The following is a 26,263-nucleotide window of genomic DNA, read 5'->3' on the forward strand; positions in this document are numbered from 1 at the left end:
TAGCGTAGTCGAATAAAAAATAGTATTAATAGCATTAATGTGCAGATAGTGGGCAGCCCGCCCGACGGAGAACGATCATTCAACGCGACCTGCATGGACAGACGGCCTTCCGGCTCGCGACGGCGATCCTGCGCGGCGACTATCCGCCCGAATCGCTGCTGCCGAGGGAACCCGACCTGATGGAGATGTACGGCGTGAGCCGCACGGTGATGCGCGAGGCGCTGCGCACGTTGACGTCGAAGGGGCTGGTCGAATCGCGGCCGAAGGTCGGCACGCGCGTGCGGCCGCGTCGTGCGTGGAACCTGCTCGATGCCGACCTGCTCGACTGGTATGCGCGCGTCGCGCCGCCGCTCGCGTTCGCGCTGAAGCTGCAGGAGATGCGCGAGATGATCGAGCCGCACGCGGCCGCGCTGGCCGCGCGCACCCATACGCCCGAAGCGTTCGACGCGATCGACGACGCGGTGCGGGCGATGGCCGCCGCGCGCAACGTCGACGAATGGGTGCGCGCCGACCTGCGCTTTCATCTGAGCGTGCTGGAGGCCGGCGGCAACGAGCTGCTGGTGCCGCTCGGCGCGCTGATCGATCGCACGCTCGAGGCGCAACTGCAGCTGAACGCGCGCCGGGCCGAGGTGTACAACGCGTCGCTTGCCGAGCACACGGCCGTCAGCGACGCGATCCGCGTGCGCGACGAGGACGGTGCGCGCCACGCGATGGCGATGCTGCTCGCGGTGACGCGCGCGCGGATCGAGATGTCGTGACGGACGCGAGGCGGGCGGCGCCGGCGGCGTGCCGTCAGGCGTTCGCGCAACCGCCCGGCTTGTGGATGCGTTCCGTCGACGGCGGGTACTTCGCGAGCAGGCTCGCCGGCCGCCGCGGGCGGGCGACCAGGTCGCCGCCGCAGTTCGGGCAGCGGCCCTTCAGCACGTCGTCCGCGCAGGTCGCGCAAAACGTACATTCGAATGTGCAAATGCGCGCTTCCGCCGAATCGGGCGGCAGGTCCTTGTCGCAGCATTCGCAGCCGGGGCGCAGTTCGAGCATGACGGTCTCCTGGGTCGGTGAGGGATGGGCGCCGCCCGGACATTGCGTGCGGCGCATGCGAGCGCTACTGTACGCGCTTGGATCGGCCCGGCCAACGGTGTCCCGCCCGGGCGCCGGCGATGCGCACGGGCTGCACCGGGAGACGACCATGCTTTATCGCGGAAGCTGTCATTGCGGAGACGTGACGTTCGAGGCGGAAGGTGACCTGCAGGGCGTGATGGCGTGCAACTGCTCGATCTGCCAGCGCAAGGGCGCGCTGATGTGGTTCGTGCCGCGCGATCACATGAAGCTGCTGACGCCCGACGAGCATCTCGCGACCTACATGTTCAACAAGCACGTGATCCAGCATCGCTTCTGCAAGCGCTGCGGGATTCATGCGTTCGGCGAAGGCGTCCATCCGGACGGCACCGCGATGGCCGCGATCAACGTGCGCTGCCTGGAAGGCGTCGACCTCGACGCGCTGCCCGTCACGCACTACGACGGCCGCTCGCTCTGAGCGGCGCATCGGCGCGGGCGCCTGCGGGCCGCGATCGCGTCACGACGGTTGCACGGCCGCCGCGTTCGGCGCGGGCGTTTCCGCTTGCGGCGCCGGTCCGGCGGTGCGCGTGCCGGCGCTGGCCGGGCGTTCGATCAGCGGCGCGAGCGCCGGCGCCATCGACTTCAGCAACTGCACGGCCATCGCGCTCGTGAAGTCGTAGCGCGCCGCATACGGCTCATGCGCGGTCGCCGTCAGCACGCCGAAGAACCGGTCGCCGAGTGCGAACACGAAGGTGCCGCTGCGATTGACCTTGCGCGACTCGATCAGCCGCGCGCCGCGCGCATAGACGTTGAAGCGCTGGTCGCCCGTCCCCGTCTTGCCGTACACGTCGAGCGTCTTGCCGTCCGGCAGCGTGAGCCCGCCTGCGAGGCGGCGCGCGGTGCCGTTGAGCACGACGTCGCGCAGCAGCGTGTGCGTCACGTTGACGATCTCCGGCGCCAGCATCGGCTGCGGCTGCGCGGCCGCGCGCACGAAGCGCGTTTCGTACGGCGTGCCCTTCGCGAAATCGAGCCGCGTGATCGTTTCGGTCGGCGCCTTCTGGCCGCCGTTGGCGATCAGGCCGATCAGTTTCGCGAGCGCGTCGGGCTGGTCGCCCGATGCGCCGATCGCGGCTGCATACGACGGCGTCACTTCCGCGAACGGATAGCCGAGCGCGCGCCACGACTTCGTGATCTCCGCGTACGCACGCAGCTCGACCATGCGGCGGATGCGCCGGTCCTGCGTCGCGTGGTAGCGGGTCTTGTACAGCCACGAATACGTGTAGAAACGCGCATCGCGGCTGTCGCGCTGAACCTCGGCGAGCGATGCGCCCGGATGCGCGCGCAGGTAGTTGAGTGTCCACAGCGCGAGCGGATGGACGCTCGCGATATAGCCGCGATCGTTGAGATTGAAGCGGTCGATCGCGTATTTCGCGTAGAGCGCGGCGAGATCGTCGTCGGACAGCGTCGCGGCCGGCGTGCCCTTCAGTTGCGCACGCATCTGCGCATTGAACCATGCGGGCGATTCGTTCGGCGCGACGCTGCGCAGCACCGTCGCGAGCTTCGGCGGCGACTTGCGGACGTCGCGCAGCATCAGCGCGAGTGCGTCGTCGGGCGCCTTGCCCGCATAGCGCGTGTAGTAGCGCTTCACGTAGACCTGGCTTTCGCCGTCGACGAATTGCTGCAGGTAGTGCTGGCGCTGCGCGGGATCGTTGAGCCACGACGACGACGGCCCGGCCGCCTGCAGCGTCTCGTAGTGGACGATGTCGCGCATCAGCCGCACGAACACCAGGTTCACCGAATGCTCGAATGCCGCGTGCAGCGTCATGATGCGGCCGTTGTCCGACTTCTCGAAGTTGGAGAACACCTGCGCGCCGCCGCCCGTGTAGAACACGTCCGGGCTCGCCGAATACTTGCGTTCGACGGAGGCGTCGAGCATCGCCTGCAGCGAGCGGTCGCGCGTATGCGACAGATAGTCGAGCGCCCAGCGCGACAGCCCGTCGATCGGATCGGGCTTCACGCGTGCGAGCTCCGCGTTCGACAGGTTCGCGTAGCGCGCATGCAGGTCGGAGACGATCTGCAGGTACGTGATCAGCGTGCGCAGCTTCGCGGTCGAGCCGAGATTGATGCGGCCGCCGCGATTCACGTCGAACGGCTGGTTCACGCTGTCGGTCTGCACGCGCAGCAGGTTCGCGCCGTTGCGGTGTTCGTAGAGCGTGAAGCTGTACGTGAGGTGCGACGGGTCGTCCTTCGGCGCGAGCATTTCGAAACCGTACAGGCCGGCGGCCTGTGCGCCTTCACGCGTCGACGCTTGCGCGAGCCGCGCGGCGACCGCCTGCTGCACGCCGTTGTCGAGCGTGCTGGTCGCCTGGAGATCGAGCTGGTCGAGCTGGTACAGGTCGCTGATGCCGAGCGCCGACAGCAGCGACGCGCGCGCGGACGTGACGGCCTTGCGCGACACGAACGACTGCACGCGCGCGGCGGCCGGCGGCGCGCTGCGTTCGATCTGCGCGGCGAGCGCGGCATCGCGCAGCGCGGGCGAGATCACGCCGCCGTTCGACAGCAGCCGCAGGTAGCTGTCGGTCAGCTTCTGCAATGCCGGATAGCCGCGGTTCAGGAAGTACGACGGCGCGCGCTGCGCGATCAGCAGCGACAACACCTCGCGGAACGTCTTGCCCTGCTGATCGACGTTGTCGCCGGTCGTCGGCGCGGACAGTACGCGATTCACGTCGTTGAAGTCGCGGCCGTACCACGCGGCGAGACCGTCGCCGATGCCGGTGATTTCGCCCACGTGCGGCCGCGCGGCGAGCGGCACCGAGTTCAGGTAGCGCACGACGATCGTGCGGCGCGCGAGCATCGTCTGCGGACCGTTCAGGTAGGCGCGCACCGACGCGGAGGCGATCTGCCGCAGCTTTTCGGGCGGCGTCGCGGTGCGGCCCTCGGGCGAATGGCGGAACTTCTCGATCTGCGTCGCGAGCGTGCTGCCGCCCGGGCGCGCCTGGTGGCGGTTGACGACGTGCAGCGCCTGGTCGGCGAGCGCGCGGCTGAAGCGTCCCCAGTCGATCGCCGGGTTGCGGTTCGGCTCGTTCGCATCGAGCAGGTAGCGATCCTCGATGAACAGCAGCGAATCGGTGATCACGCGCGGCACCGTGTCGAAATCGGCATAGACGCGCTGCGGAAACACGGTCGCGAACAGCGGCGAGCCGGTCGAATCGAACAGCATCAGGCCCGTCTGGTCTTTCTCTTCGTAAGGGAGGAACAGCCCGCGCTCGCCGAGCGACAGCATCCGCTGCGAATCGCGCGCCTGCTCGCTGACGACGAAGCCGCGTGCGAGCAGCCGCTGCTGGAACGCGGGAATCATCGCGTAGCCGAAGCGCTGGTCGTACGGGCCGTTTGCCGGGAAGCGGATGTGATCGCTCGGCCCCGCCTCGACCGTGTAGCCGACGTCGCGGGTGAGCTCGGACAGGTAGTGCGCCTGCAACCGGGACGTTTCGATCTCGGTCTGCACGAGCCGTGCGACGATCGCGACCGTGATCAACAGTGCGGCGAGCAAGGACCACTTGACCCACGTCCACACCGAGGCGGGACCGGTCACGCGCGGCAGGATACGATTCAGCGGCCGATTCATGGCGGCGTCTCCCTGAGGGCGCGGTTATCCGGCCGCACCCCATTAAGGATTAGTGTAGTCCTCCGCGGCGGGCTGCCAAGGGCGGTTGACTACCGAGATGCGCCGGCGCAACAGGCGTGCCCACGCGAGCCGCGCGGCGGCTCGCGGGCCGTCGGGGCGCCTGCCGGCGCGCCGCCGCGACCAGGCGAGGGCCGCGCGGGCGGCGGCGAATCGGTGTGAAAAATGGTGTGCGATGCCACCCTTCATTCAACCGACGAAATGGTCGATCAGGTGATCGACGAAAAGCCGGGCCTTGCGCGGAAAGTGACGGCGGCTCGGGTATGCGACGTTCATCTCGAGCGTCTCGAGCCGATAGCCGGGCAGCAGCGCGAGCAGTTGGCCGGCGTCGAGATCCGACTGGACGAGGAAGTCCGGCAGGACCGCGATGCCCATGCCGGACAGCGCCCAGTTGCGGATCAGCCCGACGTTGTTCGACGACGCGGACTTGTTCGGGCGCACGGTGATGCGCGTCTGGTCGTGATCGAACGACAGGTATTCGCCCATGAAGTCGGCATGGAACGACAGGCACGCGTGCGACGCGAGGTCGTGCGGATGCGCGGGCGCGCCATGCCGGTCGACATAGTGCGGTGCGGCGCAGACGATCTGCTTGAGCCGCGTGAGCGGGCGCTTCACCAGCGTGTTGTTGCTGATGTGCTGGGACAGCAGTAGCCCGACGTCGAAGCCCTCCGACACGAGGTCGACGTGACGATCCACGATCGTGACCTCCGGCACGATGGCCGGGTGGCGCATCTTGAACGCGTCGATGGCCGGCGCGAGCACGTGCATGCCGAACATGACCGGCGCGGCGATTTTCAGCGATCCGATCGGTTCGTGATGCATCGACGCGATGGTTTCCTCGACCCGGTCGATTTCGTCGATCACGTGACGGATCTGCGCCAGATAGAGGTGGCCTGCGTCGGTCAGCGACAGGCTGCGGGTGGTGCGATTCAGCAGGCGGGCGCCAAGCCGGTCCTCGATGCTCATGACGAGGCGGGTGGCCGATGAATTGGAGATGTTCAGTTCCGTGGCGGCGCGCGCGAAACTACGAAGTTCGGCGACCTTGACGAATAGTCGCATCGGTAGGAGTTCGTCCATTTTCTTATCGATAAACAGAAGGCATTGATTGAATTCTATCTATCGGTTTGCTGAATTTTAACGCCCCGTTTTAATGAATGTTTATTATGGAATAGCGTGTTTATCGGGTGTGCGAACGGTCAGAGAATGGTAGGTTTTGAGGTGGGAAGGGCGTCGAATGAATGATTCGAATCGGCTTGCTATTAAGCCTTTTTGATGTATTTGTATTTAGTACTTGTACGAAAATATAGGCTATTTTTTTCATTAAAGCATCAGCATTATCGATGCAATGCGATGTCGAACCGGCTGTGTCCTGATCGCCATGACGACTTCATGCGATCGTGCCGGCGCACGGCTCCGATGGAACAGGGGAACGGGTCGTCGCAGGCAGGCGGGTTCGACGCGTCATGGTGTGTGAGCACACCGCGACGCCGAATAGCCGTGTGCGGCGAAGGCGTGTTGTGACGGCCGCCCGATGCGGAGGGCCTGCGTCGCGGCCGTGGCGAGCGGTGATATGCTCGCGGGACGCCCGCGACCGACCGGCAGTATCACGATACCCGTGCGCGGTTGCGTTGCGCGGCGTTTCCGAGGGAAGAACCGACATCATGAGCCGCAAATTCATTCTGAAGGGCGACACGACCGATCATGGCGGCGTCGTGCTCGAAGGGATCGCCAATTCGTCGTTCGACGGGCGCGAACTCGCGTATCTCGGCGCAGCCGTGTTCTGCGCGGCGTGCAAGTCGCCGGGCGTGATCGTGTCGGACGGCGGCGAGCGCACGATGACCGTGATGGGCAAGGTCGTCGCCCTCGAGCACGACCTGTGTCAGTGCCAGTGCACGCCGCTGCCGAAACTGATCGCATCGCAGGCAACCGGCACGATCTCGGGGTAACGCCCACCGCGCGGCGTCGAGCCTCCGAGGCTCGCCGTCAGACGCTGCCTTCGGTCTCGATCACCAGGATGCGCGCGACGCCGAGCGGATGCGCGACGTGTTCGGTGCCGACCGTCGCGTGGAAGACGTCGCCCGTCTCCAACACCGTCGCATGCTCGACGCCTGCCTCGCGGTAGCGCATCTCGACGCGGCCGTCGAGCACCGCGAATACCTTCTCGCCGTCGTTCACGTGCCAGCGATACGGCTGGTCGGTCCAGTGCAGCCGGACCGTGATGCCGTTCAGGTTCGCGATGTCGAGGGCGCCCCACGCGCGGTCCGCGGTGAACGCGGCGCTCCGGATGATGTTCATCGAGATGGTCTCCCGCACGCGTGCGCGCCGCTTTCCCATGATTGTTCCGACATCCGCATTCAGCGCGGCGTCGCGCGCAGCGCGTGCTCGACGATCTGCTTGCGTTTCGCGAAGCCGGCGGCCGAACGTTCGGTGACGCGCTTCACGACCGCGGCCGGCGCGGTGTCGGGCGAGCCGGCGTCGAACGGCGGCGCCGGCGCATATTCGAGTTGCAGCTGGATCGCCTGCGCTTCTTCTTCGCCGACCAGCTCCGCGGCGATCGTCAGCGCGAAGTCGATGCCGGCCGTCACGCCGCCGCCCGTGACCAGGTTGCCGTCGCGCACGACGCGCTCGCGCACGGGTATCGCACCGAGCGGTTCGAGCAGCGCATGGAAGGCCCAGTGCGTCGTCGCGCGCCGCCCGCGCAGCAGGCCGGCCACGCCGAGCAACAGCGAACCCGTGCAGACCGACGTCACGTAGCGCGCGGTGGCCGCGCGCTGCTGCACGAACGCGATCGTTTCGGCATCGAGCAGCAGCTCGTTGATGCCGATGCCGCCCGGGATGCAGATCACGTCGAGCGGCGGGCAGTCGTCGAACGTGCAGGTCGGTGCGAGCGCGAGGCCGCTGCTCGACGCGACCGCGTCGCGCGACTTCCACACCAGATGGACGGCCGCGTCGGGCAGCGATGCAAGCACGTCGTGCGGGCCGGTGAGGTCGAGTTGCTGGACGCCCGGAAAGACGAGAAGGCCGATATGCAGGGTCATGCGAAGACTCCGAGAGGAAGGGAACGCGCGCCGTTCGGCACGGGATGGACAGATCGATTCTAGGCGCGTAGTGTTTGGCGAAATTGCCATATCCCCCACGTTTTCAGCCAATCGCCATGCCTGCCGCCGCCCCGCGTTCGATCCTGGTCCTCGCGTTTCCCCGTGCGCAACTGCTCGATGTGACGGGCCCGCTGCAGGTATTCGCGTCCGTCAACGAGCTCGCGCTGGAGCGCGGGCAGCCGGCGCCGTATGCGCCGCGCGTCGTGGCCGTCGAAGCGGGGCCGGTCGAGACGTCGTCGGGCCTCGTCGTGATGGCCGAGTCGCTGCGCGCGGCCGCGCGCCATCCCGATACGCTGATCGTCGCCGGCGGCAAGGGCGTGCATGCGGCGTCGAAGGACGCGCGGATGGTGCGCTGGGTGCGGCAGCAGGCCGGGCGCGCGCGGCGCGTGGCGTCGGTCTGCACCGGTGCGTTCCTGCTCGCCGAAGCCGGCCTGCTCGACGGGCGGCGCGCGGTCACGCACTGGGCGCGCTGCGACGAATTCGCGGCGCGCTATCCGAACGTGCGCGTCGAGCCGGACCCGATCTTCATCCGCGAAGGCGCGCTGTGGACGTCGGCCGGTGTGACGGCCGGCATCGATCTCGCGCTCGCGCTGGTCGAGGAGGATCTCGGGCGGGCGACCGCGCTCGACGTCGCGCGCGAACTCGTCGTGTTCCTGAAGCGTCCGGGCGGGCAGGCGCAGTTCAGCACGATGCTGTCGATGCAGCGCACCGCCGACCGGTTCGGCGAGCTGCACGCATGGATGGCCGAGCACCTGACGGCCGACCTGTCGGTGCCCGCGCTCGCCGAACGCGTGAGCATGAGCGAGCGCAGTTTCGTGCGCCACTATCGCGCGGCAACCGGCCGCACGCCCGCGCGCGCGGTCGAGCAGATCCGTGTCGAGGCCGCGCAACGCCTGCTCGGCGAAACGGCGTGGCCCGTCAAGCGGATCGCCGGGCGTTGCGGCTTCGGTTCCGAGGAGACGCTGCGGCGCAGTTTCGTGCGCGTGCTGGGCGTGTCGCCGCAGGGATATCGCGAGCGGTTCGTGCGGTAACGCACGACGGATGAGCGGGCTCGCCCGGAACTGCACGGAAACGACTCGATTTCCAGTCCGAAGCGTCGAAACTATTCGGCATTGGAGAACAATAGACGGGGGCTTGTGCCGCGCTTGCCGCGCGCTCTATTCTGTTCCGTTGGCGATTCGAAGGGGGAAGCAGCATGGACCGAATCCAGGCAATGGAAGTTTTTACCCGCGTGGTCGACGCGAACAGCTTCACGCGGGCGGCCGACACGCTCGCGATGCCGCGCGCGTCGGTGACGACCATCATCCAGAATCTCGAGGCGCTGCTCGGCGTGCGCCTGATGCACCGGACGACGCGCCGGCTGTCGCTGACGCCGGAGGGCGCCGCGTACTACGAGCATTGCATGAAGATCATCGCGGAGATCGCCGAGGCCGACGCGAGTTTCCAGACCGGCAACCGCAAGCCGAGCGGCGTGCTGCGCGTCCACATGCCGAGTTCGCTCGGGCGGCGCATCGTGCTGCCGTCGCTGTCGATCTTCCGGCAGCGCTATCCGGACATCACGCTCGAGCTGGGATTGTCCGACCGTTACGTCGATCCGGTCGAGGAAGGCATCGACTGCATGATCCGGGTCGGCCCGCTCGAGGATTCGTCGATGGTCGCGCGGCGCATCGGGATGCTCAAGCGCGTGACGTGCGCGTCGCCCGATTACCTCGCCCGTCACGGCGAGCCGAACGAGATTGCCGATCTCGTCGAACATCATGCGGTGAATTTCCGGTCGAGCCATGGCGCGCGGGCGATTCCGTGGGTGTTCATGATCGACGGCAAGCCGTTCGAGGTGCGGATGAACGGCAGCGTGACGGTCAACGACTCGGATGCGTACGTGACGTGCGGGCTCGAAGGCTTCGGGATGATTCAGCCGACGCTGTTCATGGTGCTGCCGAACCTGCTCGACGGCTCGCTGGTCGAGGTGCTGCCGGACTGCAATCCGAAGCCGAAACCGATCTCGATCGTCTATCCGCACAACCGGCATCTGTCGCAGAAGGTGCGCGTGTTCGCCGACTGGATCGCGGAGGTGTTCGAGTCGACGCCGGCGCTGGAGGGCGGGGAGAACTGGCGGGGGAAGCTGCGGGCGCAGACGCCGGATGCGCAGCGCGGCGCGGTGGTGGCGTAGTCGCGGCGCAGCGCGCGGCCTGAAGGCGGGCAGCGCGCGACACCGCGTGCGCCGGATGAGGCAATGAAAAAAGCCGCTGTTTCTTTCGAAACAGCGGCTTTTCGCATTTGGTGGCGAATCAGGGATACGCAGGGTGCGATCGTAAATCCTTGATCCAGCTCGCTTTTATATCGGATGGTAAATCGTGTCGCAGGTTGGAGATGCGCCAGCGGTACCACCTCACGATAAGGCTGAGGCGGAGGTTACCACGGTTTCAGGGGCCGAAACGTGTAACATCGCGGATTCCAGCCTTTCGGCCTACCGGAGACCGTTTTTGACTACAAAAGCAGAAATCGACAGGGACGCCTTCAACCCCAATCCTGATCTGCCGTTCTCGCTTCGAATCAGCGACTTTGAGCACGCGATGCAGGACATCTATGATTTTTTCTACGATGTGAACACGCTGCTGTCCGCAAAGGGGCTGCATCGGTTGGACGACATGATGCGACCGGCGGCGATGTCGGGTTTGATCTCCGACATGATCACCGCATCCTTGGCGAAGTTTTCACGTTCCCTGGTCGAAAACAAGCATTTCAACGGACATCCAGATTTGATCCTCCGGGCGCGCTACGCAAACGATGCAGTTGCGTCGGGCACTGAGGGGGTTGAGATCAAGAGCACGCGGAAGGCGGGAGGGGCCGTAGATACCCACGGTGCACGCGCGCAGTGGATGTGTGTGTTTGTCTACGAGGTGGATTCCACCACCGAGCCTGCGTCTGAGCGGCGGCCGATGCGTTTCACAGAGGTCTATCTGGCCCAGGTGGTCGAGTCTGATTTCCGTAGCAACTCGCGCGGGGCATTGGGCACCAGAACCGCGACACTGGACAAGCACGGTGTCCAGAAGTTGCGGGCCGGGTGGGTCTACAAAGTAGCGCAGTAGACGGCTAGAACAGGTCCGGCTGCGCGTTCTTTGCGGGAAGTGCTGCGAGTTTCGGTACAGCTTCGGTCGCTAGGTCGAAGAACTGTTGATCCAGTTCGACACCGCAACTGTCGTAGCCGACCGCGTTGGCGGCAGCCAGCGTTGATCCGGCCCCCATAAATGGATCCAGAACAGTGCCCTCACCGAGCGGCAGCACTGCGCGGACCACCTGGCGCATGAACGCTTGCGGTTTCAGTGAAGGGTGCGGCGCGATTTTTTTCTCGCTGGCAGGCGTTGGATGTGACTTTATCAAGTCACCAAAAGGCCGTTCTGCTGTCGGGCGGCGGAATCCTCCTGTCCCCCATTGGCGGAGATTGTCCTGGACGCGGCCGTCAAGGGGCGCGCGCAGTACCACCCAAGGCTCCCATTGCGACCGGGGCATGACAGAGACGCTGTCGAACTCGACGTGCGCGTTCTTGGGGCGATCGCCGCCTCGCATGGTCATCACTTGGCGGGCGATGTAGCCGCGTAGCTCCAGCCCGGCCTGCCCCATCGCTTCGGCCACAATGTGGGCGAGCAACGGGTTCGACGCGATGACGACATTGGCCCCAGGCACCACGACCTTTGCGATCAGGGTGCCAAAACGCTTGAAGAAGGCGTGAAGCGCTTGCCTGTCTGCTTCGTTCAATACCGTGAAGCGGGGGAGAGGCGCGCGCTGGTGGCCATCAAACGACGGAGGAATACGCCAGATTCCCCCCTTGTTGCCGGCTCGTAGTTTTGCAGTTTCTTTGGCCGTGTATTCAACCAAGCCATAGGGGGGGTCTGTTACGACCGCCTGAATGGACCGGGGTTTTTGGCTTGCGAGCCAGTCAAAGCAGTCGTCCTGGTAGAGCTTCGCCTTACCGATGGTCAGGGCCTTCCCTTCGGCTTTGGTGTGGTGTTCAAGGAGTGTTGAGCTCTGCAAGCGGTAACGTCCACGACCTACACGCTCAAACGTCTCGGGCGTATTGAGGCTGAGGTATGACCTGACCGATGAGGTCGGCACGGTTCCAACCGTTCTGGTTACCGCCGCAATAATCTCGCTTGTTGATGCGTCCCCCCCGACCATTGCGAGGTAGTCAACGATGGAATCACGGATTACGCCTGGTGCCAACGACATGAGATTTTGGTGGTGTGCGGTGTATGGCCGAGGAGCGTAGCATTTTGACGTCTAGACGTCAAACGAAGTGAGCACCTTACCCGCAGTTGGATGGCGAGGCGAAACAGCCCGCAGGGCTGCGTCTCTGGAGGAAGGGATTCCCGGTCGGCATGGCAGGCTCTGGCGGTAGGTGATGCTTTCAACCTGCAACGCCAGGGGCTGCCGTCAAATCCCGGCCTGACGGCAGTGGTGCATCGGCTATTCTGCGCCGTCCTGGAGGATCGCCGCCAGTTCGGTAGCGGTCCGTACCACCAGCGCCCGCTGCCGAACCGGCAGGCGCGCGATGGCGGCGGTCAGACTGGCGGCCTGGTCCTGCGGTCGGTCGGACACGTCGCGCAGCAGGTCCAGCAACGACACGTCCAGGGCTTCCGCCAACGTGGACAGTCGCCCCAGCGATGGCGACACGAACCCGGTTTCTAGCCGGGACACGCTTTCCTTTTCGATCCCAAGCCGTTCGGCCAGTTGGTCTTGGGTGAGGCGCAGGGCCTTCCGTCGAGCGGCCAGACGTGCGCCGACCTGCCGCGCCAGTTCCCGGTCTCGCTGCTTGGCCTGATCTTCCACCATGACACCCCACATCATTCGATGACACGAAGTGTTGTTGTCTTTCCGTCCCTATTGAATGATCCAACTTGCAACTATTGATTTATAGTGAAACTTTCAACGTGGTTTTACATCTGGGAGATCGTGAAGATGGCGCAGGCTTTGTATGACGTCGAGCAGATCGACAATGGAGCGAAACGGTTCACGGTGCGGCCGTTGCCGCTCAACGGGGCATGGGAAAAGATCCAGTTGGCCATCGCGGCCGTCATCTTGGCCGGTCTGTTCATCGGCCTGGCGAGCGCGAACGTCGTGCTGGCCGTGGTGCTGGTCGGCGGTACCGCGTTGCTTTGCGTCTCGCTGCGCAGCATGAAACTGAAAGGGGCGAATCGCGGCCGACGCCTGACGCAGTTCACGGCAGGCCCGGCGGGGATCACGCTGGACAACGGCACTGCCCTGGCGCGCGCGGACCTCGAACGCATCTATATCACGGCCCCTGCTGCCGGTGAGACCGTGGTTTATTCCGGGATCGGCTCGGGCGGCACTTACACGGGCGTCAGCAGCACCGGCGGTGTCGGGAAGGGCATCGCGGCCCGGTCGTGGCAGGTCGTAGTGCAGGCGCGGGGCGTCGAGCATTGGCTCGGCGGTGGCCTGACCCAGCCTATGGCCAGTTCCTTGTCGGTACAAGTGGAACGCGCACTGAACGGCCAGTGAGCGGTCCCGCTCATCAAGACCAACAAGCCGTATAACAAACAAGGTGTTGCCATGAACAACAAAAAACGAATTTTGATGCTCGGGACGCTGGCCGCCGCTGCCGCAGTGCTCGCCGGATGCAGCAGCGGGCCGTCGAAAGGGGACCTGAAAGACGGACTGGCGCAGTTCTTCAAGGACAAACCACAGACGGTCTGCTGGAACATCGAGAACAGCGCGGCGGTGCAGTGGCCGATCCAGATCCCGTCGGAGGGCATGACGAAAGAACAGGTCGGCATCCTGGACGGGCTGAACCGTGAGGGCATTGCGACCGTACAACTCGGACTGGTCCAGCAAGGCTTCATGAACGTCTCGGCGTTCACCATCAACCTCACGGACAAAGGGCGATCCGCTGGCGCATGGGACCCGCAGAAGGGCTTCTGCGTCGGGACGAAGACCGTCGATGAGGTGACCGAGTTCACGGTCCCGAACAAGGACAACGCCGGCATGTCCGATGTGAAGTTCACCTGGAAGATCGACGACGTACCGTCCTGGGTCGAGCGCGACAAGTTCCCGAAGTTGCCGGGGATGACCGCATCCGTGAACGATGAAGCGATGATGGCAAAAACGAACAACGGCTGGCGCGTGCAGTGATGAACCTGACCCGCCGCCGGTCGGCATGGGTGGGCAGCGCTCTGGCTCTGCCCACCCATGTCCGAGCGTGCGGGGCCGGTTCAGCGCGTCAAGGACAGGCCCCTGCGGGGTCGCTGCGCGCTCCTTGACCCGCTGCCCCGTCCGGGCGGGGTCTACCGCTTCCAGGGCAGTTTTGGCCCGCGTGGTGGCGTCAGCCCGGGCGTTGGGAGCCGGCGCGCTAGCGCTCCGAGGTTTGGAACCCGCGGGGCGGTCGCCTGGGCGGCCGTCGCGCGGGCAGCCTCGCGCACGTCGGCCTTCTGCTGGAACGTAACGGGCACGCTCCGCACCGCGCGCTCCGCCCGCGCCCCGAAGCGGCGACCGCCACGGGCGTGCGCAGCGCGCCCGTAACTCATGAGGCTGCGCGTGCTCGTGTGCCCCATGAACGTTGCCGCTCCGGCTGCCGTCTCCGGCTTGCGGATGGCTTCCCGTTTCAGTTCGCTGGCGACCGCGTGGCGAAACGAGTAGATCGACAGGCCCGAGGGCTTCAGCGCGCGGTTCAGGCTCCGGTGATCGGCGTCGGTCATCGACACCATAGCCTTGCCGCCGCGCTCACGAACGACCGCCGCAAGCCCGTTTGCGGCGGTGTTATCGACCGGTACCACCAGCGTGCGCCAGGCTTGGCCGCGTTCGGCGTTGACCTTCACGCCCTTGACCCGCGCGGCGAGGAACGGGCGGCCGCTCTGCGGATCGGCCGCCAGGGACAGTTCGATGCCGCGCTTCAGTTCGGCGGGCCGGACGCCGAACAGCGCCAGCACGGCGACCCGCTCGGCGTGGCGCTCAGCAACCTTCACGCCGTGATGCCCTGCCGTCAGCAGGGCCGCGACCGCCAGCGACGGGGCCGGGGCGATCGTGTCGCGCTTCGACTTCGACACGATCGGATCCCCGGCTTTTCGCATGGCGTCCGCCTTGTCCTTCCACGTTTTCCGGTCCGGCTGGCGAAACTGTACGTCCATCTCCACCGCCAGTTTCCAGGCTTCCAGCGTCAGGCGTTGCGCCTGTTCCAGGTGGCCGGCGCGGCGCGCGCGCTCCGATGCAGCCCGGAGCGCGCGCACGTCGGTTTCCATGCAGTAGTGCGACGCGGTCCGCAGCAGGTCGTAGTGCTGTCGTGTCCGCGCTCTGTCCAGTGCGGTGATGCCTTCGGCGCGCAGCCGTTCGTATTCGCGGCGATACTTCGCTGCGGTGGTCGATGAGACCTTGCGCTGTTCCTCGTCGCGCAGTATGTTGCGCGTCTGCTGGTCGGCGTGCAGGGTCCAGGGCTTCGTATCGCGTTCTGCAGCTTGTCGTGCGCTGGCTTCTCGATCACGCAGAACGTGCGTGATCGAGTGTCCCCAGATGGTCGCTTGGGCGTCAATCCGGGGACCGCACAGCCGGCTCTCGCCGTCTGTGCTCGGATCGCTGCTCTCGCATCGATCCGGCGCGTGTTTGCTCCCGCAACCACGCGCGCGGTCTTCGCTGACGCTACGACCTGTGAAACCGGGAAGCTTCCTTCCCGATTTCACCTCATTGTTGGACGGTTCAAACCCGTCCAACAATGAGAACGGCGTGGGTTTTGCGCTGCGGGGCATGTTTCGGGCCTGCTGATCGGCGTGGCTACCTCTCCAGGATGGCAGGTCCGCGCGATTCCACAACCCGGCCCCGTTCCGGGGCCGCCCGTGGCGGGCTGGTCGGTGGGCTGGTTTTACGGCGCGTGCGTTACTGATTGACCGTCAACCCCCATCGCTCGATGGCGACCCGTACCGCCTGGTCCGCGATCATTCCGGCCGAGATTGGCTCGACCCGGTGCAAGGCGGCAATGTAGGCCCGAAACCATAGGTCCAGAAGATCCGGGAAGGTGGTACCGCTGGGCGCGTCGGTGGTCGGCATGGCTGGCTCCGGTGGTGGTCCAGCCATCCAAGCAGTCGGCAAAGAAAAAGCAAGGCCCCCTGTTTGACAGGGGGCCGTGGTCTGCTACCGTGGGGCTGCGGTTCCGCGATGTTGGAAGCATCGGGAACTGGATTGAGTAGTGACAGCGACGAAACTACGCACCCAAACTTCGGCCCCGCAGCACCATCCTAGCGAACCCGAAGCCCAGGTCAAGTTCTGCCACTCAACCATCCAGCCCCGACCGCCCGACAGCGCAGAACCGCCGGAGATCGTGCAAGGACGCCGGGTAACCAATCCCGGGCTTGTCGAGTGGTACCGGCCTCGCCCATCATTGGATCAGCGACACCCGGAGACTGGCATCTTGAACCGCACATCATGCGTGCGATCCGGCCCAGCAATGCTTCGTCCCACTGGGGCGCGGGGAGTGCTCAATCTGGCCCCGCTCGTGTGTCCCTGACGGCTCGGCGTTGCAACGGGTAAGGCGTGATGAGCGGGGAAGTGCCCGGCGACGGCCGGGCCACGGTGCACAACGCCAACAGAGAGGCGCCACCTTCGCGGTGGTGGACAGACCTGGCACCGGCGATGATCGAATCGTGAACTGTCCGTAGTTGGGGAGCGCATCTATCCCAGCCCCGGTAAATGGCACCGTTCAGCAGCATCGAACGGGACGGCCTAAGCGGGTAAGCCCTTCCATGCATGTCGCATATCTTGCGGCGCGCAGGGGAGAGGCTTTCCCGGCTTAGGCCGGGGCGCAGCCCCGGGCTTTGCCGGGACCAGGGGAGCGAAGCAAGGCAAAACCGTACCAATCCCTCGCATGGGCCACCATCAGAGGGCACAGGCGAATGCAACCCGAAGGGTTACAGGCCGAAGGCTCCCCGAAGGGGCACGCGGCCACCATGCCAAGGCACGTCCCCCCCGAAGCACTCCCCGCAGGCGCGCGACAGCGCGCGGCAGAACCCAGAACGGAAAAACGGGCGCGCGGTCGGTTATCCGGCCACGTTCGACGGCCTCATGTGATATTGCAATCGATGCCGAAGCGGTGTAGAAAGTGAGGTGGAACGGCCCACCTGCTGTCACAGGCGGGCCGTTCACCGGTCAGAAGACCGGTGGCGACCACGCCAACATGGCGATCACGGTGATGATCATCACGAGGACGCGGACGCACTGGGACAGCTTCTTGGTCGGAGCCATTGGCTGGACCCTCCACCTCAACGGGTGCTTACCCCGCTGGGCGGATGCTTCGCAGGAAGCACCCGACCCCATTGTACCGAACGCCCTCCTTGGAGGGCGTTTGTTTTAGGGGCTTATGAAAAACGGGCGCGTGCCGCTCAACCGCGTGCGGGACGCGGTTTCCGCGTGGTCTGCAGCGCAATCGTCAGAAACTTGGAGAGCCGTTCCGACAGATCGGCGGACAAGGCTTCGGGATTCACCTCGTCGAACTGCAACAGGTCAAGCGTCTGCTTCGCCAGGAACTCGTCCCCGAACTGACCGGCGTAGTCGCGGTCATGAACATCGCGCGGGGCATGGCCGACCAGTTCCATGCGGGCATCCTTGGCAACGCCAGCTCCCTTCAAGCGCCGGATCAACGTGGTTCGGAACGACGGGAAGGCGTGCCGTCGGCTGTCCTTGATCCCCAACGTCGTCAGGTAGTCCCCAAAGCGCCGCGACGGGTTCTTGGTGTGTTTGCCTTTGGCATCGCGCGGCAGGTGCGGGAAGAGCCGTACCGCGCCACGGTCGCCCAGTTCCAGGGCGTAGGCGATCAGGCCCAACCGGATCAGATCGGGATGGATCGGGGCGGACCGGATGCTGCTGATCGTCTTCACCCGCGTTTCCGTCTCGTCGTCCCCGGTGTGGTCCGGCTGGATGTCGAGGAACCAGCGCCCGGCATCGCCCTGGCGGATGTCCTGCACGCGGGCCTGGGCCAGTTCGTTCATGCGTGCCCCGGTGTAGAGGCCCAGCAGCGGCAGGAAGAAGTCCTCCGGGTTCTGGGCGAAGGCGAGGAACCGGGCGGGCTCGAAGATTTGCCGAAGCGCATCCGGCGGGAACGGCAGGTAGCCTCGCCCGGCGTTGCTTTTGAGGCGTTGGGTTTTCGACATCTTGACCTGGCCGACCGTGGGGTTCTCGCCCTTGAACTGCCGGGCCTCAATCGCCCAGGTGAAAAACCCGCTCAGGATCAGCCGCTGTTGCCGCCGGGTTTGGTCGCTGATGACGTCTGACGGACGCTCGTTCCGGGCCTGGGCCTTGGCGACGAAATGACGGGCTTCCTGGCCTTGAAAATCCCTGTCCCGGCGCTTCTCGTAGTTCTTCGGCAGCCATTGCAGGAACTCGAAGTAGCCCCGCATGAAGTCCCAGGTGCACATGCCGATCGGGGTCTCGTCGCCGGCCCAACGGAGGAACGTTGCCAGTCCGTTCGTGTAGTCCTTCATGCTCGCGGGCGAGATCTCCCCCTGCTTGCTGTCGAGGTACAGCCGCACGCATTCGGACAGGCGCTTGGTCTTGGTGGCCGCGCGCATGGCGGCCAACTCGTCCAGGTCCGCTAGTTCCTTGTCCGTGGGTTCGGCGGGCGGGAGGGTGAACGGGGCAATCAGGTCTTTCAAGACGGCCTGATCGCGCTGCAAGGTCTCCGGCGTCGTGTCGTCCAGTTCGATCCGTTCCGCCCGGAACTGCCCTTGCGTGACTTGCAGCCCGTGGATCGTCAGTTGTTGGATGTCGTCGGGTGAGAGGGCCAGCAGATCGGCCAGGGCGGGTTTCTTGAGCATCGCAAAGCGGGCGTTGAGCAGGTAGGCCAGCAGTTTAGCGCGCTCGGGATCGCGGGTGCGCAGGGACCGCCAGACCTCTTTCTTGCCGGCAACGGCGGCGAGGTGCGGGGGCAGGACGATGCGGAAGTGGAAGACGCCGTAGGCGGTACGGCGCAGATGCGACGGCAGGAAGGGCGTCAGCATGGTGGCGAACTCTCGATGGAGACGCACCCCGAGATGTTTTGCCACACGCCAGAATGAGAAAAGGCCTTGCAAAGCAAGGCCTTTTCGTATTTGGTGGCGAATCAGGGATTCGAACCCCGGACCTGCGGATTATGATTCCGTCGCTCTAACCGACTGAGCTAATTCGCCGTGAAGACTTGAATTATGTCGATCGGCCGGTCAGCTGTCAATACCTTTTTCCATCTTTCCCGAAAAAAGTTGCCGGCGGCTCGTGCCGGCCTCCGTCGCGGGCGGGAGCCGGGCGCCGGAAGGCGATCCTCCGCCGGCCGTCCCCCGCCGCGGACCCGGCATCAATCCTGCGCGTAGATGTCCGAGTCCTTCGTCTCCTTGACGAACAGCAGGCCGATCACGAACGTGGCCAGCGCGATCACGATCGGATACCAGAGCCCCGAGTAGATGTTGCCCTTCGCCGCGACGATCGCGAACGCGGTCGCCGGCAGGAAGCCGCCGAACCAGCCGTTGCCGATGTGATAGGGCAGCGACATCGACGTGTAGCGGATCCGCGTCGGGAACATCTCGACCAGCATCGCGGCGATCGGGCCGTAGACCATCGTCACGAAGATCACGAGGATGGTCAGAATCACGATCGTCATCGGCCAGTTGAGCTGCGCCGGGTCGGCCTTCGCCGGATAGCCGGCCCCCTTCAGCGTCGACGCGAGCGTCTTGTCGAACGCCGCACCCTGCGTCTTCGCGTCGGCCGCCTTGCCGTCGTAGGTCTGGATCACCGTGTCGCCGACCTTGATTTCGGCCAGCGTCCCGGCCGGGGCCGCGACGTTCTCGTAGTTCAGGCCGGCCTTCGCGAGCGCGCTTTTCGCGATGTCGCACGAGCTGGTGAACTTCGACGTGCCGACCGGGTTGAACTGGAACGAGCAGGTAGCCGGATCGGCGACGACCGTGATCGGCGCCTTCTGCGTCGCGAGTTCGAGCTGCGGGTTCGCGTAGTGCGTGAGCGCCTTGAACAGCGGGAAGTAGGTCAGCGCGGCGATCAGGCAGCCGGCAAGGATGATCGGCTTGCGGCCGATCTTGTCCGACAGCGAACCGAAGAACAGGAAGAACGGCGTGCCGATCAGGAGCGCGATCGCGATCAGGATGTTCGCGCTGGCGCCGTCGACCTTCAGCGTCTGCGTGAGGAAGAACAGCGCGTAGAACTGGCCCGTGTACCACACGACCGCCTGGCCGGCCGTCAGGCCGATCAGCGCGAGGATCACGATCTTCAGGTTCTTCCACTGGCCGAACGCTTCGGTCAGCGGCGCCTTCGACGTCTTGCCTTCCGCCTTGATGCGCAGGAACACTGGCGATTCGTTCAGCTGCAGCCGGATCCACACCGACACCCCGAGCAGCAGGATCGACGCGACGAACGGCACGCGCCAGCCCCAATTGCCGAACGCTTCCTCGCCGATGAACGTGCGCACGCCGAGGATCACGAGCAGCGACAGGAACAGGCCGAGCGTGGCCGTCGTCTGGATCCACGCGGTGTAGAAGCCGCGACGGTTGGCGGGCGCATGCTCGGCGACGTAGGTCGCCGCGCCGCCGTATTCGCCGCCGAGCGCGAGGCCTTGCAGCAGCCGCATCGCGATGAAGATCACGGGAGCGGCGATGCCGATCGACGCGTAGCCGGGCAGGAAGCCGACCACGAACGTCGAGACGCCCATGATCACGATCGTCACGAGGAACGTGTGCTTGCGGCCGACGAGGTCGCCGAGCCGGCCGAACACGATCGCGCCGAACGGCCGCACCGCGAAACCGGCCGCGAAGCCGAGCAGCGTGAAGATGAACGCGGCGGTCGGATTGACGCCGGAGAAGAAGCTCTTGCTGATGTAGGCCGCGAGCGAGCCGGCCAGGTAAAAGTCGTACCACTCGAACACGGTGCCGAGCGACGACGCGAAGATCACCTTCTTCTCTTCGCCCGTCATCGGCGAGTGCGAAATTTGCCCGCCTAACGTTGCCATGAATCGTCTCCAAGTCCCTTGATATAGATGTGCGGCCGCCTTGGGAGGGGCGGGCCTGTCGACGATTATTGGCACGGAAACTTACGGCGCACTGACTCGCGCGCACAAAACGACTGCGCGTTAACCCGTGTCGAATCGGCGGCTTCGCGCGCGGATCGTGACGCGAACGTCCGGTAAAGCGCCGGTTTCGACGTATCCGCGGCCGAGCCGCGGCGGCGTACGTCAGGGTTAATCCGGGGCGGTGTCGGTCAGCGGCAGGCTGATGCGCACGAGCGTGCCGGCGAGACGCGGCGCATGCTGGTAGACGTGATCGTCGAGCGTCAGCGTGCCGCCGTGCTGCGTGGCGATCTCGCGCACGATCGCGAGCCCGAGGCCGCTGCCGTCGCCTTCGCGGCCGAGGATCCGGTAGAAGCGCTCGACGACGCGCTCGCGCTCGCCGGCCGGGATGCCGGGGCCGGTATCCTCGACTTCGAGATGGACGCGCCGCGCCGCGCGCTCGGCCCGCACGCGTACCGTGATGCGCCCGCCTTCCGGCGTGTAGCGGATCGCGTTGTCGATCAGGTTGCCGAGCATCTCGCGCAGCATCACCGGGTTGCCGTCGACGTCGAGCGGCGCGTCGTCGTCCGGGCCTTCGTAGCCAAGGTCCATGCGTTTCGCGAGCGCGGCCTGCACCCAGTCGCGCACCGCGCGCCGCGCGAGCGCGGCGATCTCGACCGGCTCGAACGTCAATCCGCTCGCACGGTTCTCGGCGCGCGCGAGCGCAAGCAGTTGCGTGACGAGCCGCGCGGCCTGCTCGGAACTCGTCGCGATCTGCTCGAGCGAGCGCTGCACGTCGGGCGGGACCGGGTGGCGCATCGCGAACTCGGCCTGCGTGCGCAGGCCCGCGAGCGGCGTCTTCATCTGGTGCGCGGCGTCGGCGATGAAGCGTTTCTGCAGCGCCATGTTCTGTTCGAGGCGTGCGAGCAGGTCGTTGAACGACGTGACGAGCGGTTCGATCTCGGGCGGCGCGCGCTGCGCCTCGACGGGCGACAGGTCGTCGGGCCGGCGCGCGCGGATGTGCGCCTGCAGCGCGTTGAGCGGCGCGAGCCCGCGCGACAGCCCGAACCAGACGAGCAGGATCGCGAGCGGCAGGATCACGAATTGCGGCAGGATCACGCCCTTGATGATGTCGTTCGCGAGCGCGTTGCGCTTGTCGAGCGTCTCGCCGACCTGCACCAGCACGGGCTGCGCGCCGCTCGTCTGCGGCAGCGCGACGGTCGTATACGCGACCCGCACGTCGTTGCCGCGCAGCAGGTCGTCGCGGAACACGACGACGCCCGGCGGCGGGCGGTCCTCGTCGCGCGGCAGCGGCATGTCGGCTTCGCCCGCGACCAGCTCGCCGCGCGTGCCGAGCACCTGGAAGTAGACGCTGTCGATGTTGTCCGCGCGCAGGAAGTCGCGCGTCTGCTCCGGCAGCGTCAGCTCGGCGACGCCGTTGACCGGATGGATCTGGCGCGCGAGCACGTACGCGTTGGTCTCGAGCGCGCGGTCGAACGGGCTGTTCGCGATCGTTTTCGCGACGAGATAGGTGACGGCGATGCTCATCGGCCACAGCAGCAGCAGCGGCGCGAGCATCCAGTCGAGGATTTCGCCGAACAGCGAGCGCGGGCGCGGCGTTTCGGGCGATTCGGTTTCGTCGGGCGGCGCGAACGGGTTCTCGTAGCGCGCGTCGCGTGCCTCGTCGGCGGCCGACGACGGCGCGCCGGTCGGGTGGCGGGAGTGGGCCGGCGTGGCCATCGCGGCGACGCCCGGCGTCAGCGCAGCGGCGTGCCGGCCGCCGCGGGCTGGGGCGCCGCCGTGTCGGCCGGCGTCGCGGGCGCGACCTTCTCGAGGCAATAGCCGAGGCCGCGCACGGTCGAGATCCGCACGCCGCTCGGTTCGATCTTCTTGCGCAGCCGGTGCACGTAGACTTCGATCGCGTTGTTGCTGACTTCCTCGCCCCATTCGCACAGGTGATCGACGAGCTGTTCCTTCGACACGAGCCGGCCGATCCGCTGCAGCAGCACCTCGAGCAGGCCCAGTTCGCGCGCGGAGAGATCGAGCACGTGATCGTTCGCATACGCGATGCGGCCGACCTGGTCGAACGCGAGCGAGCCGTGGCGCACGACGGTCGGGCCGCCGCCGGCGCCGCGCCGGGTCAGCGCGCGCACGCGCGCCTCGAGCTCGTTGAGCGCGAACGGCTTGGCCATGTAGTCGTCGGCGCCGAGGTCGAGTCCCTTCACGCGTTCGTCGACGCTGTCGGCGGCGGTCAGGATCAGCACGGGAAGATTGGAATTGCGCGCGCGCAGGCGCTTGAGCACGTCGAGCCCGGACATTTTCGGCAGCCCGAGATCGAGGATCAGCAGGTCGAAAGTCTGCATCGACAGCGCGGTGTCGGCGTCGACGCCGCTCTTCACGTGATCGACGGCATAGCCCGATTGGCGGAGTGACCGGGTGAGGCCGTCCGCGAGTATGCTGTCGTCTTCGGCGATGAGAATTCGCATGTTGCTGACCGATGCCGGCAGGGCGTTCGCGCCGGCGCGGCTGTCTCCGAAGTTATTCGTGCACAACGCGCTGCATTGTGGGCTTGCACAAAACACTGTTTTTTTATACAGTGTCTGCATTCGTGGGCAGCGCTTGAAAGGGGCGCGCCTCCAACAGACGCTGCTCATCATAGCAAAGGACGATTCATGGAAGATAGCAAGAAGGGCTCCGGGATGACCGCCGAGAAGAGCAAGGCGCTGGCGGCCGCGCTCGCGCAGATCGAAAAGCAGTTCGGCAAGGGCTCGATCATGCGGATGGGCGACGGCGAAGCGGCCGAGGATATCCAGGTCGTCTCCACGGGGTCGCTGGGTCTCGACATCGCGCTGGGCGTCGGCGGCTTGCCGCGCGGCCGGGTGGTCGAGATCTACGGTCCGGAATCGTCCGGTAAGACCACGCTCACGCTGCAGGTCATCGCCGAGCTGCAGAAGCTGGGCGGCACCGCGGCGTTCATCGACGCCGAGCACGCGCTCGACGTTCAATATGCCGCGAAGCTCGGCGTGAACGTGCCGGAGCTGCTGATCTCGCAGCCGGACACCGGCGAGCAGGCCCTCGAAATCACCGATGCGCTGGTGCGCTCGGGCTCGATCGACATGATCGTCATCGACTCGGTCGCGGCGCTCGTGCCGAAGGCCGAAATCGAAGGCGAGATGGGCGATTCGCTGCCGGGTCTGCAGGCCCGCCTGATGTCGCAGGCGCTGCGCAAGCTGACCGGTACGATCAAGCGCACGAACTGCCTCGTGATCTTCATCAACCAGATCCGGATGAAGATCGGCGTGATGTTCGGCAACCCGGAAACCACGACGGGCGGTAACGCACTGAAGTTCTACTCGTCGGTGCGTCTCGATATCCGCCGGATTGGCTCGATCAAGAAGAACGACGAGGTGATCGGCAACGAAACCCGCGTGAAGGTCGTCAAGAACAAGGTGTCGCCGCCGTTCCGCGAAGCGATCTTCGACATCCTGTACGGCGAAGGCATTTCGCGTCAGGGCGAGATCATCGATCTCGGCGTGCAGGCGAAGATCGTCGACAAGGCGGGCGCCTGGTACAGCTACAACGGCGAGAAGATCGGCCAGGGCAAGGACAACGCGCGCGAATTCCTGCGCGAAAATCCGGAAATCGCGCGCGAGATCGAGAACCGCATCCGCGAATCGCTCGGCGTCGTCGCAATGCCCGATGGCGCAGGCAACGAAGCCGAGGCGATGGACGAAGAAGAGTGATGGTTGCGCGCCGAGGTCAGGCCGGCGAGCCGGAGGAGCACGACACGCCCGAAACGGCGGGTCGCTCAGGCCGGCGAGGCGGATCCTCGGGCGCCGACCGGCGGAGCGCAGGCGGCAACGCCGCGAACCGCACCGCGACGAGGGCATCCGACGATGCCCTCGTTTCGTTTGAGATTGCCGCACCGGACGATCCGTTCGACGACGATGAGTCGTTCGACGCGCACGATCGGTCCCGCCGTCGCGTGTCCGGTGTCCGCTTCCCGGCCGATCGCACAGCCGATGCGCCGGCGACGGAAGATGTCTATACGCGCAGCAGCCAGCATCCGCGCCGCGCACGCCGTGCAGCCGGCGCGTCTTCCGGCGATGCCTCGAGTGACGCGCCGGGCGCCCGCGAGCGCAAGTCGTCGAAGCCGCCGCGGTCGTTGAAGGGCCGCGCGCTCGGCTATCTGTCGAGGCGCGAATACAGCCGCGCGGAGCTCGCGCGCAAGCTCGCACCCTACGTCGGCGAGGACGAATCCGTCGAGCCGGTGCTCGATGCGCTGGAAAAGGAAGGCTGGTTGTCCGACGCCCGTTTCGCCGAGAGCCTCGTGCATCGCCGCGCGTCGCGTGTCGGCGTCGCGCGCATCGTCGGCGAGCTGAAGCGCCACGCGGTCGGCGACAGTCTCGTCGAAGCGGTGAATGCACAATTGTGCGAGACCGAGTTGACGCGCGCGCAGGCCGTTTGGCGCAAGAAATTCGGTGCACTGCCGCAAACGCCCGCCGAGCGCGCGAAGCAGGCGCGCTTCCTGGCCGCGCGCGGCTTCTCGAGCGCGACCATCGTGAAGTTGCTGAAGGTCGGCGACGATTTCCCGATCGACGACTGACGGGCCCGGTCGCGCGCGTGGCGCGCGATTTTGCTGCATTGCAACCGCTTCCGGACAGGCGGGAATACCCGCCGTCGCGGCAAACTGTCTCAAATACCCAATATGCTAAAATCCACGGGTTTTCCTCTTCGGCCTCAACCTCCAGCATGCCGCTATCCGAGCCCGTGCCCCGTCAGTTGCGACATCGACGCGCAATCCGAGCGGAAGCCTACGAGCGCGGCGACGGCTTGTGGGACATCGAAGCCTGCCTGACCGACCACAAGCCGCGCGATGTCGCGCTTGCGTCGGGCATCCGGCCCCAGGGCCTGCCGATCCACGAACTCTGGCTGCGCGTGACCATCGATCGTGACCTCAATGTCGTCGACGCCGAAGCGTCTTCGGAATGGGTGCCCTATCCCGGTCACTGTCAGTCCGCCCCGCCTGCCTATCGGGCCCTCATCGGGCTCAATCTCTTCCGCAATTTCCGCCGCAACGCGAACCGGCTGCTCGCCGGCGTCGCAGGCTGCTCCCATCTCACCGAACTGTGCGCCGTGCTGCCGACGGCCGCGATCCAGGCGTTCGCCGGTGATGTGTGGAACGTGCGCGAGGAGGGCGGCGAGGGGCCGGATCATGACGACGCGCAGGCCGAACCGCCTTTCCAGCTCGGCCGCTGCCGGGCGCTGCGATTCGACGGCGAGGTCGTGCGGCAGTACTACCCGAAGTGGTATGGCCCGCTTCGGCCGGATTTGCCCGGTGAAGGCAGCACGAAGGAATGAACGGAAATCATTCGAAGAAGCGTCTTAAGCGACTTTTCATCCAACTCTCAG

Annotated in this window: 24 protein-coding genes and 1 tRNA gene; 11 read left to right on the forward strand and 14 right to left on the reverse strand. The window is 65.9% G+C overall.

The annotated features are described in order from the left end of the window. The first annotated feature begins 74 nt into the window (after positions 1–74). Positions 75–758, forward strand: a complete 684-nt coding sequence (locus DFS13_RS20685; RefSeq protein ID WP_034178258.1) for a FadR/GntR family transcriptional regulator — start codon at positions 75–77, stop codon at positions 756–758. Positions 759–792: 34 nt separating this feature from the next. Here DFS13_RS20685 and DFS13_RS20690 read toward each other — a convergent pair whose 3' ends face one another. Further along, positions 793–1,038 carry a DUF1272 domain-containing protein gene (locus tag DFS13_RS20690; protein WP_006483256.1) on the reverse strand — a complete coding sequence of 82 codons (246 nt, stop codon included), beginning with the start codon at positions 1,036–1,038 and terminating at the stop codon, positions 793–795. 148 nt (positions 1,039–1,186) lie between these two features. On the opposite strand from DFS13_RS20690, the gene DFS13_RS20695 reads away from it, so the two are divergent. Then, a complete protein-coding gene (locus DFS13_RS20695; RefSeq protein WP_043205698.1) occupies positions 1,187–1,534 on the forward strand; it encodes a GFA family protein in 348 nt (115 codons plus the stop codon). A 39-nt stretch (positions 1,535–1,573) separates the two neighbouring features. Here the strand turns inward: DFS13_RS20695 and DFS13_RS20700 are convergent, their stop codons facing one another. Both DFS13_RS20700 and DFS13_RS20705 read right to left on the reverse strand, forming a co-directional pair. Next, complete coding sequence (locus DFS13_RS20700; RefSeq protein WP_111442060.1) at positions 1,574–4,681, reverse strand: transglycosylase domain-containing protein; 3,108 nt, start codon at positions 4,679–4,681, stop codon at positions 1,574–1,576. Positions 4,682–4,927: 246 nt separating this feature from the next. Further along, entirely contained in the window at positions 4,928–5,815 is an 888-nt protein-coding gene (locus tag DFS13_RS20705) for a LysR family transcriptional regulator (protein WP_111442061.1), read from the reverse strand. 584 nt (positions 5,816–6,399) lie between these two features. Here DFS13_RS20705 and DFS13_RS20710 point away from each other — a divergent pair. After that, a complete protein-coding gene (locus tag DFS13_RS20710; RefSeq protein WP_006483555.1) occupies positions 6,400–6,684 on the forward strand; it encodes a PAAR domain-containing protein in 285 nt (94 codons plus the stop codon). 37 nt (positions 6,685–6,721) lie between these two features. On the opposite strand, the gene DFS13_RS20715 is transcribed toward DFS13_RS20710, so the two are convergent. Together DFS13_RS20715 and DFS13_RS20720 are read right to left on the reverse strand one after the other, a co-directional pair. Continuing rightward, a complete protein-coding gene (locus tag DFS13_RS20715; RefSeq protein WP_111442081.1) occupies positions 6,722–7,033 on the reverse strand; it encodes a cupin in 312 nt (103 codons plus the stop codon). A 59-nt stretch (positions 7,034–7,092) separates the two neighbouring features. Then, a complete protein-coding gene (locus DFS13_RS20720; RefSeq protein WP_006483566.1) occupies positions 7,093–7,776 on the reverse strand; it encodes a DJ-1/PfpI family protein in 684 nt (227 codons plus the stop codon). A 116-nt stretch (positions 7,777–7,892) separates the two neighbouring features. On the opposite strand from DFS13_RS20720, the gene DFS13_RS20725 reads away from it, so the two are divergent. The 3 genes from DFS13_RS20725 to DFS13_RS20735 all read left to right on the forward strand — a co-directional run bounded on the left by DFS13_RS20725 (position 7,893) and on the right by DFS13_RS20735 (position 10,925). Further along, positions 7,893–8,867, forward strand: coding sequence for a GlxA family transcriptional regulator (locus tag DFS13_RS20725; RefSeq protein WP_048989299.1), 975 nt, complete (start codon positions 7,893–7,895; stop codon positions 8,865–8,867). Between the two features lie 164 nt (positions 8,868–9,031). Beyond that, positions 9,032–10,006, forward strand: coding sequence for a LysR family transcriptional regulator (locus DFS13_RS20730; RefSeq protein ID WP_006483560.1), 975 nt, complete (start codon positions 9,032–9,034; stop codon positions 10,004–10,006). Between the two features lie 313 nt (positions 10,007–10,319). Beyond that, entirely contained in the window at positions 10,320–10,925 is a 606-nt protein-coding gene (locus tag DFS13_RS20735; protein WP_039571081.1) for a hypothetical protein, read from the forward strand. Positions 10,926–10,929: 4 nt separating this feature from the next. On the opposite strand, the gene DFS13_RS20740 is transcribed toward DFS13_RS20735, so the two are convergent. Then, the gene (locus DFS13_RS20740; protein ID WP_175926769.1) at positions 10,930–12,063 is read right to left on the reverse strand and encodes a DNA methyltransferase; all 1,134 of its coding nucleotides are present in this window, start codon (positions 12,061–12,063) and stop codon (positions 10,930–10,932) included. Positions 12,064–12,300: 237 nt separating this feature from the next. Further along, positions 12,301–12,666 (reverse strand): helix-turn-helix domain-containing protein, encoded by a 366-nt coding sequence (locus tag DFS13_RS20745; RefSeq protein WP_039571161.1) that lies wholly within the window; start codon positions 12,664–12,666, stop codon positions 12,301–12,303. An 84-nt stretch (positions 12,667–12,750) separates the two neighbouring features. Here DFS13_RS20745 and DFS13_RS20750 point away from each other — a divergent pair, with 84 nt between their 5' ends. Both DFS13_RS20750 and DFS13_RS20755 read left to right on the forward strand, forming a co-directional pair. Continuing rightward, the gene (locus tag DFS13_RS20750; RefSeq protein ID WP_111442062.1) at positions 12,751–13,353 is read left to right on the forward strand and encodes a hypothetical protein; all 603 of its coding nucleotides are present in this window, start codon (positions 12,751–12,753) and stop codon (positions 13,351–13,353) included. A gap of 51 nt (positions 13,354–13,404) precedes the next feature. Then, complete coding sequence (locus tag DFS13_RS20755; protein WP_111966237.1) at positions 13,405–13,983, forward strand: hypothetical protein; 579 nt, start codon at positions 13,405–13,407, stop codon at positions 13,981–13,983. Between the two features lie 152 nt (positions 13,984–14,135). Here the strand turns inward: DFS13_RS20755 and DFS13_RS20760 are convergent, their stop codons facing one another. The 7 genes from DFS13_RS20760 to DFS13_RS20785 form a co-directional block, all read right to left on the reverse strand. Continuing rightward, positions 14,136–15,587: a hypothetical protein gene (locus DFS13_RS20760; protein ID WP_134163158.1), complete on the reverse strand. Its 1,452-nt coding sequence runs from the start codon at positions 15,585–15,587 to the stop codon at positions 14,136–14,138. Between the two features lie 127 nt (positions 15,588–15,714). Next, a complete protein-coding gene (locus DFS13_RS40355) occupies positions 15,715–15,885 on the reverse strand; it encodes a hypothetical protein (protein ID WP_166677920.1) in 171 nt (56 codons plus the stop codon). 1,328 nt (positions 15,886–17,213) lie between these two features. Beyond that, positions 17,214–18,827, reverse strand: a complete 1,614-nt coding sequence (locus tag DFS13_RS20765; protein ID WP_111442065.1) for a site-specific integrase — start codon at positions 18,825–18,827, stop codon at positions 17,214–17,216. 91 nt (positions 18,828–18,918) lie between these two features. Then, positions 18,919–18,995: transfer RNA gene (locus tag DFS13_RS20770), tRNA-Met, on the reverse strand. Between the two features lie 161 nt (positions 18,996–19,156). Then, the gene (locus tag DFS13_RS20775; protein WP_006483562.1) at positions 19,157–20,815 is read right to left on the reverse strand and encodes an MFS transporter; all 1,659 of its coding nucleotides are present in this window, start codon (positions 20,813–20,815) and stop codon (positions 19,157–19,159) included. 228 nt (positions 20,816–21,043) lie between these two features. Next, positions 21,044–22,591 carry a sensor histidine kinase gene (locus tag DFS13_RS20780; RefSeq protein WP_048987137.1) on the reverse strand — a complete coding sequence of 516 codons (1,548 nt, stop codon included), beginning with the start codon at positions 22,589–22,591 and terminating at the stop codon, positions 21,044–21,046. A gap of 17 nt (positions 22,592–22,608) precedes the next feature. After that, positions 22,609–23,337: a response regulator transcription factor gene (locus DFS13_RS20785; RefSeq protein WP_006497347.1), complete on the reverse strand. Its 729-nt coding sequence runs from the start codon at positions 23,335–23,337 to the stop codon at positions 22,609–22,611. A gap of 186 nt (positions 23,338–23,523) precedes the next feature. Between DFS13_RS20785 and recA the strand changes: the two genes are divergently transcribed. The 3 genes from recA (at position 23,524) to DFS13_RS20800 (ending at position 26,212) form a co-directional block, all read left to right on the forward strand. After that, a complete protein-coding gene (gene recA / locus DFS13_RS20790; RefSeq protein ID WP_006486701.1) occupies positions 23,524–24,594 on the forward strand; it encodes a recombinase RecA in 1,071 nt (356 codons plus the stop codon). Then, positions 24,594–25,457, forward strand: a complete 864-nt coding sequence (gene recX / locus DFS13_RS20795) for a recombination regulator RecX (RefSeq protein ID WP_111442066.1) — start codon at positions 24,594–24,596, stop codon at positions 25,455–25,457. The genes recA and recX overlap by 1 nt, the downstream gene beginning before the upstream one ends. A 146-nt stretch (positions 25,458–25,603) precedes the next feature. Continuing rightward, positions 25,604–26,212: a DUF2889 domain-containing protein gene (locus DFS13_RS20800; RefSeq protein ID WP_111442067.1), complete on the forward strand. Its 609-nt coding sequence runs from the start codon at positions 25,604–25,606 to the stop codon at positions 26,210–26,212. The last annotated feature ends 51 nt before the right edge of the window (positions 26,213–26,263 follow it).

The sequence above is a fragment of the Burkholderia sp. 28_3 genome (genome assembly GCF_003253915.1).
GTDB lineage: Bacteria > Pseudomonadota > Gammaproteobacteria > Burkholderiales > Burkholderiaceae > Burkholderia > Burkholderia cenocepacia.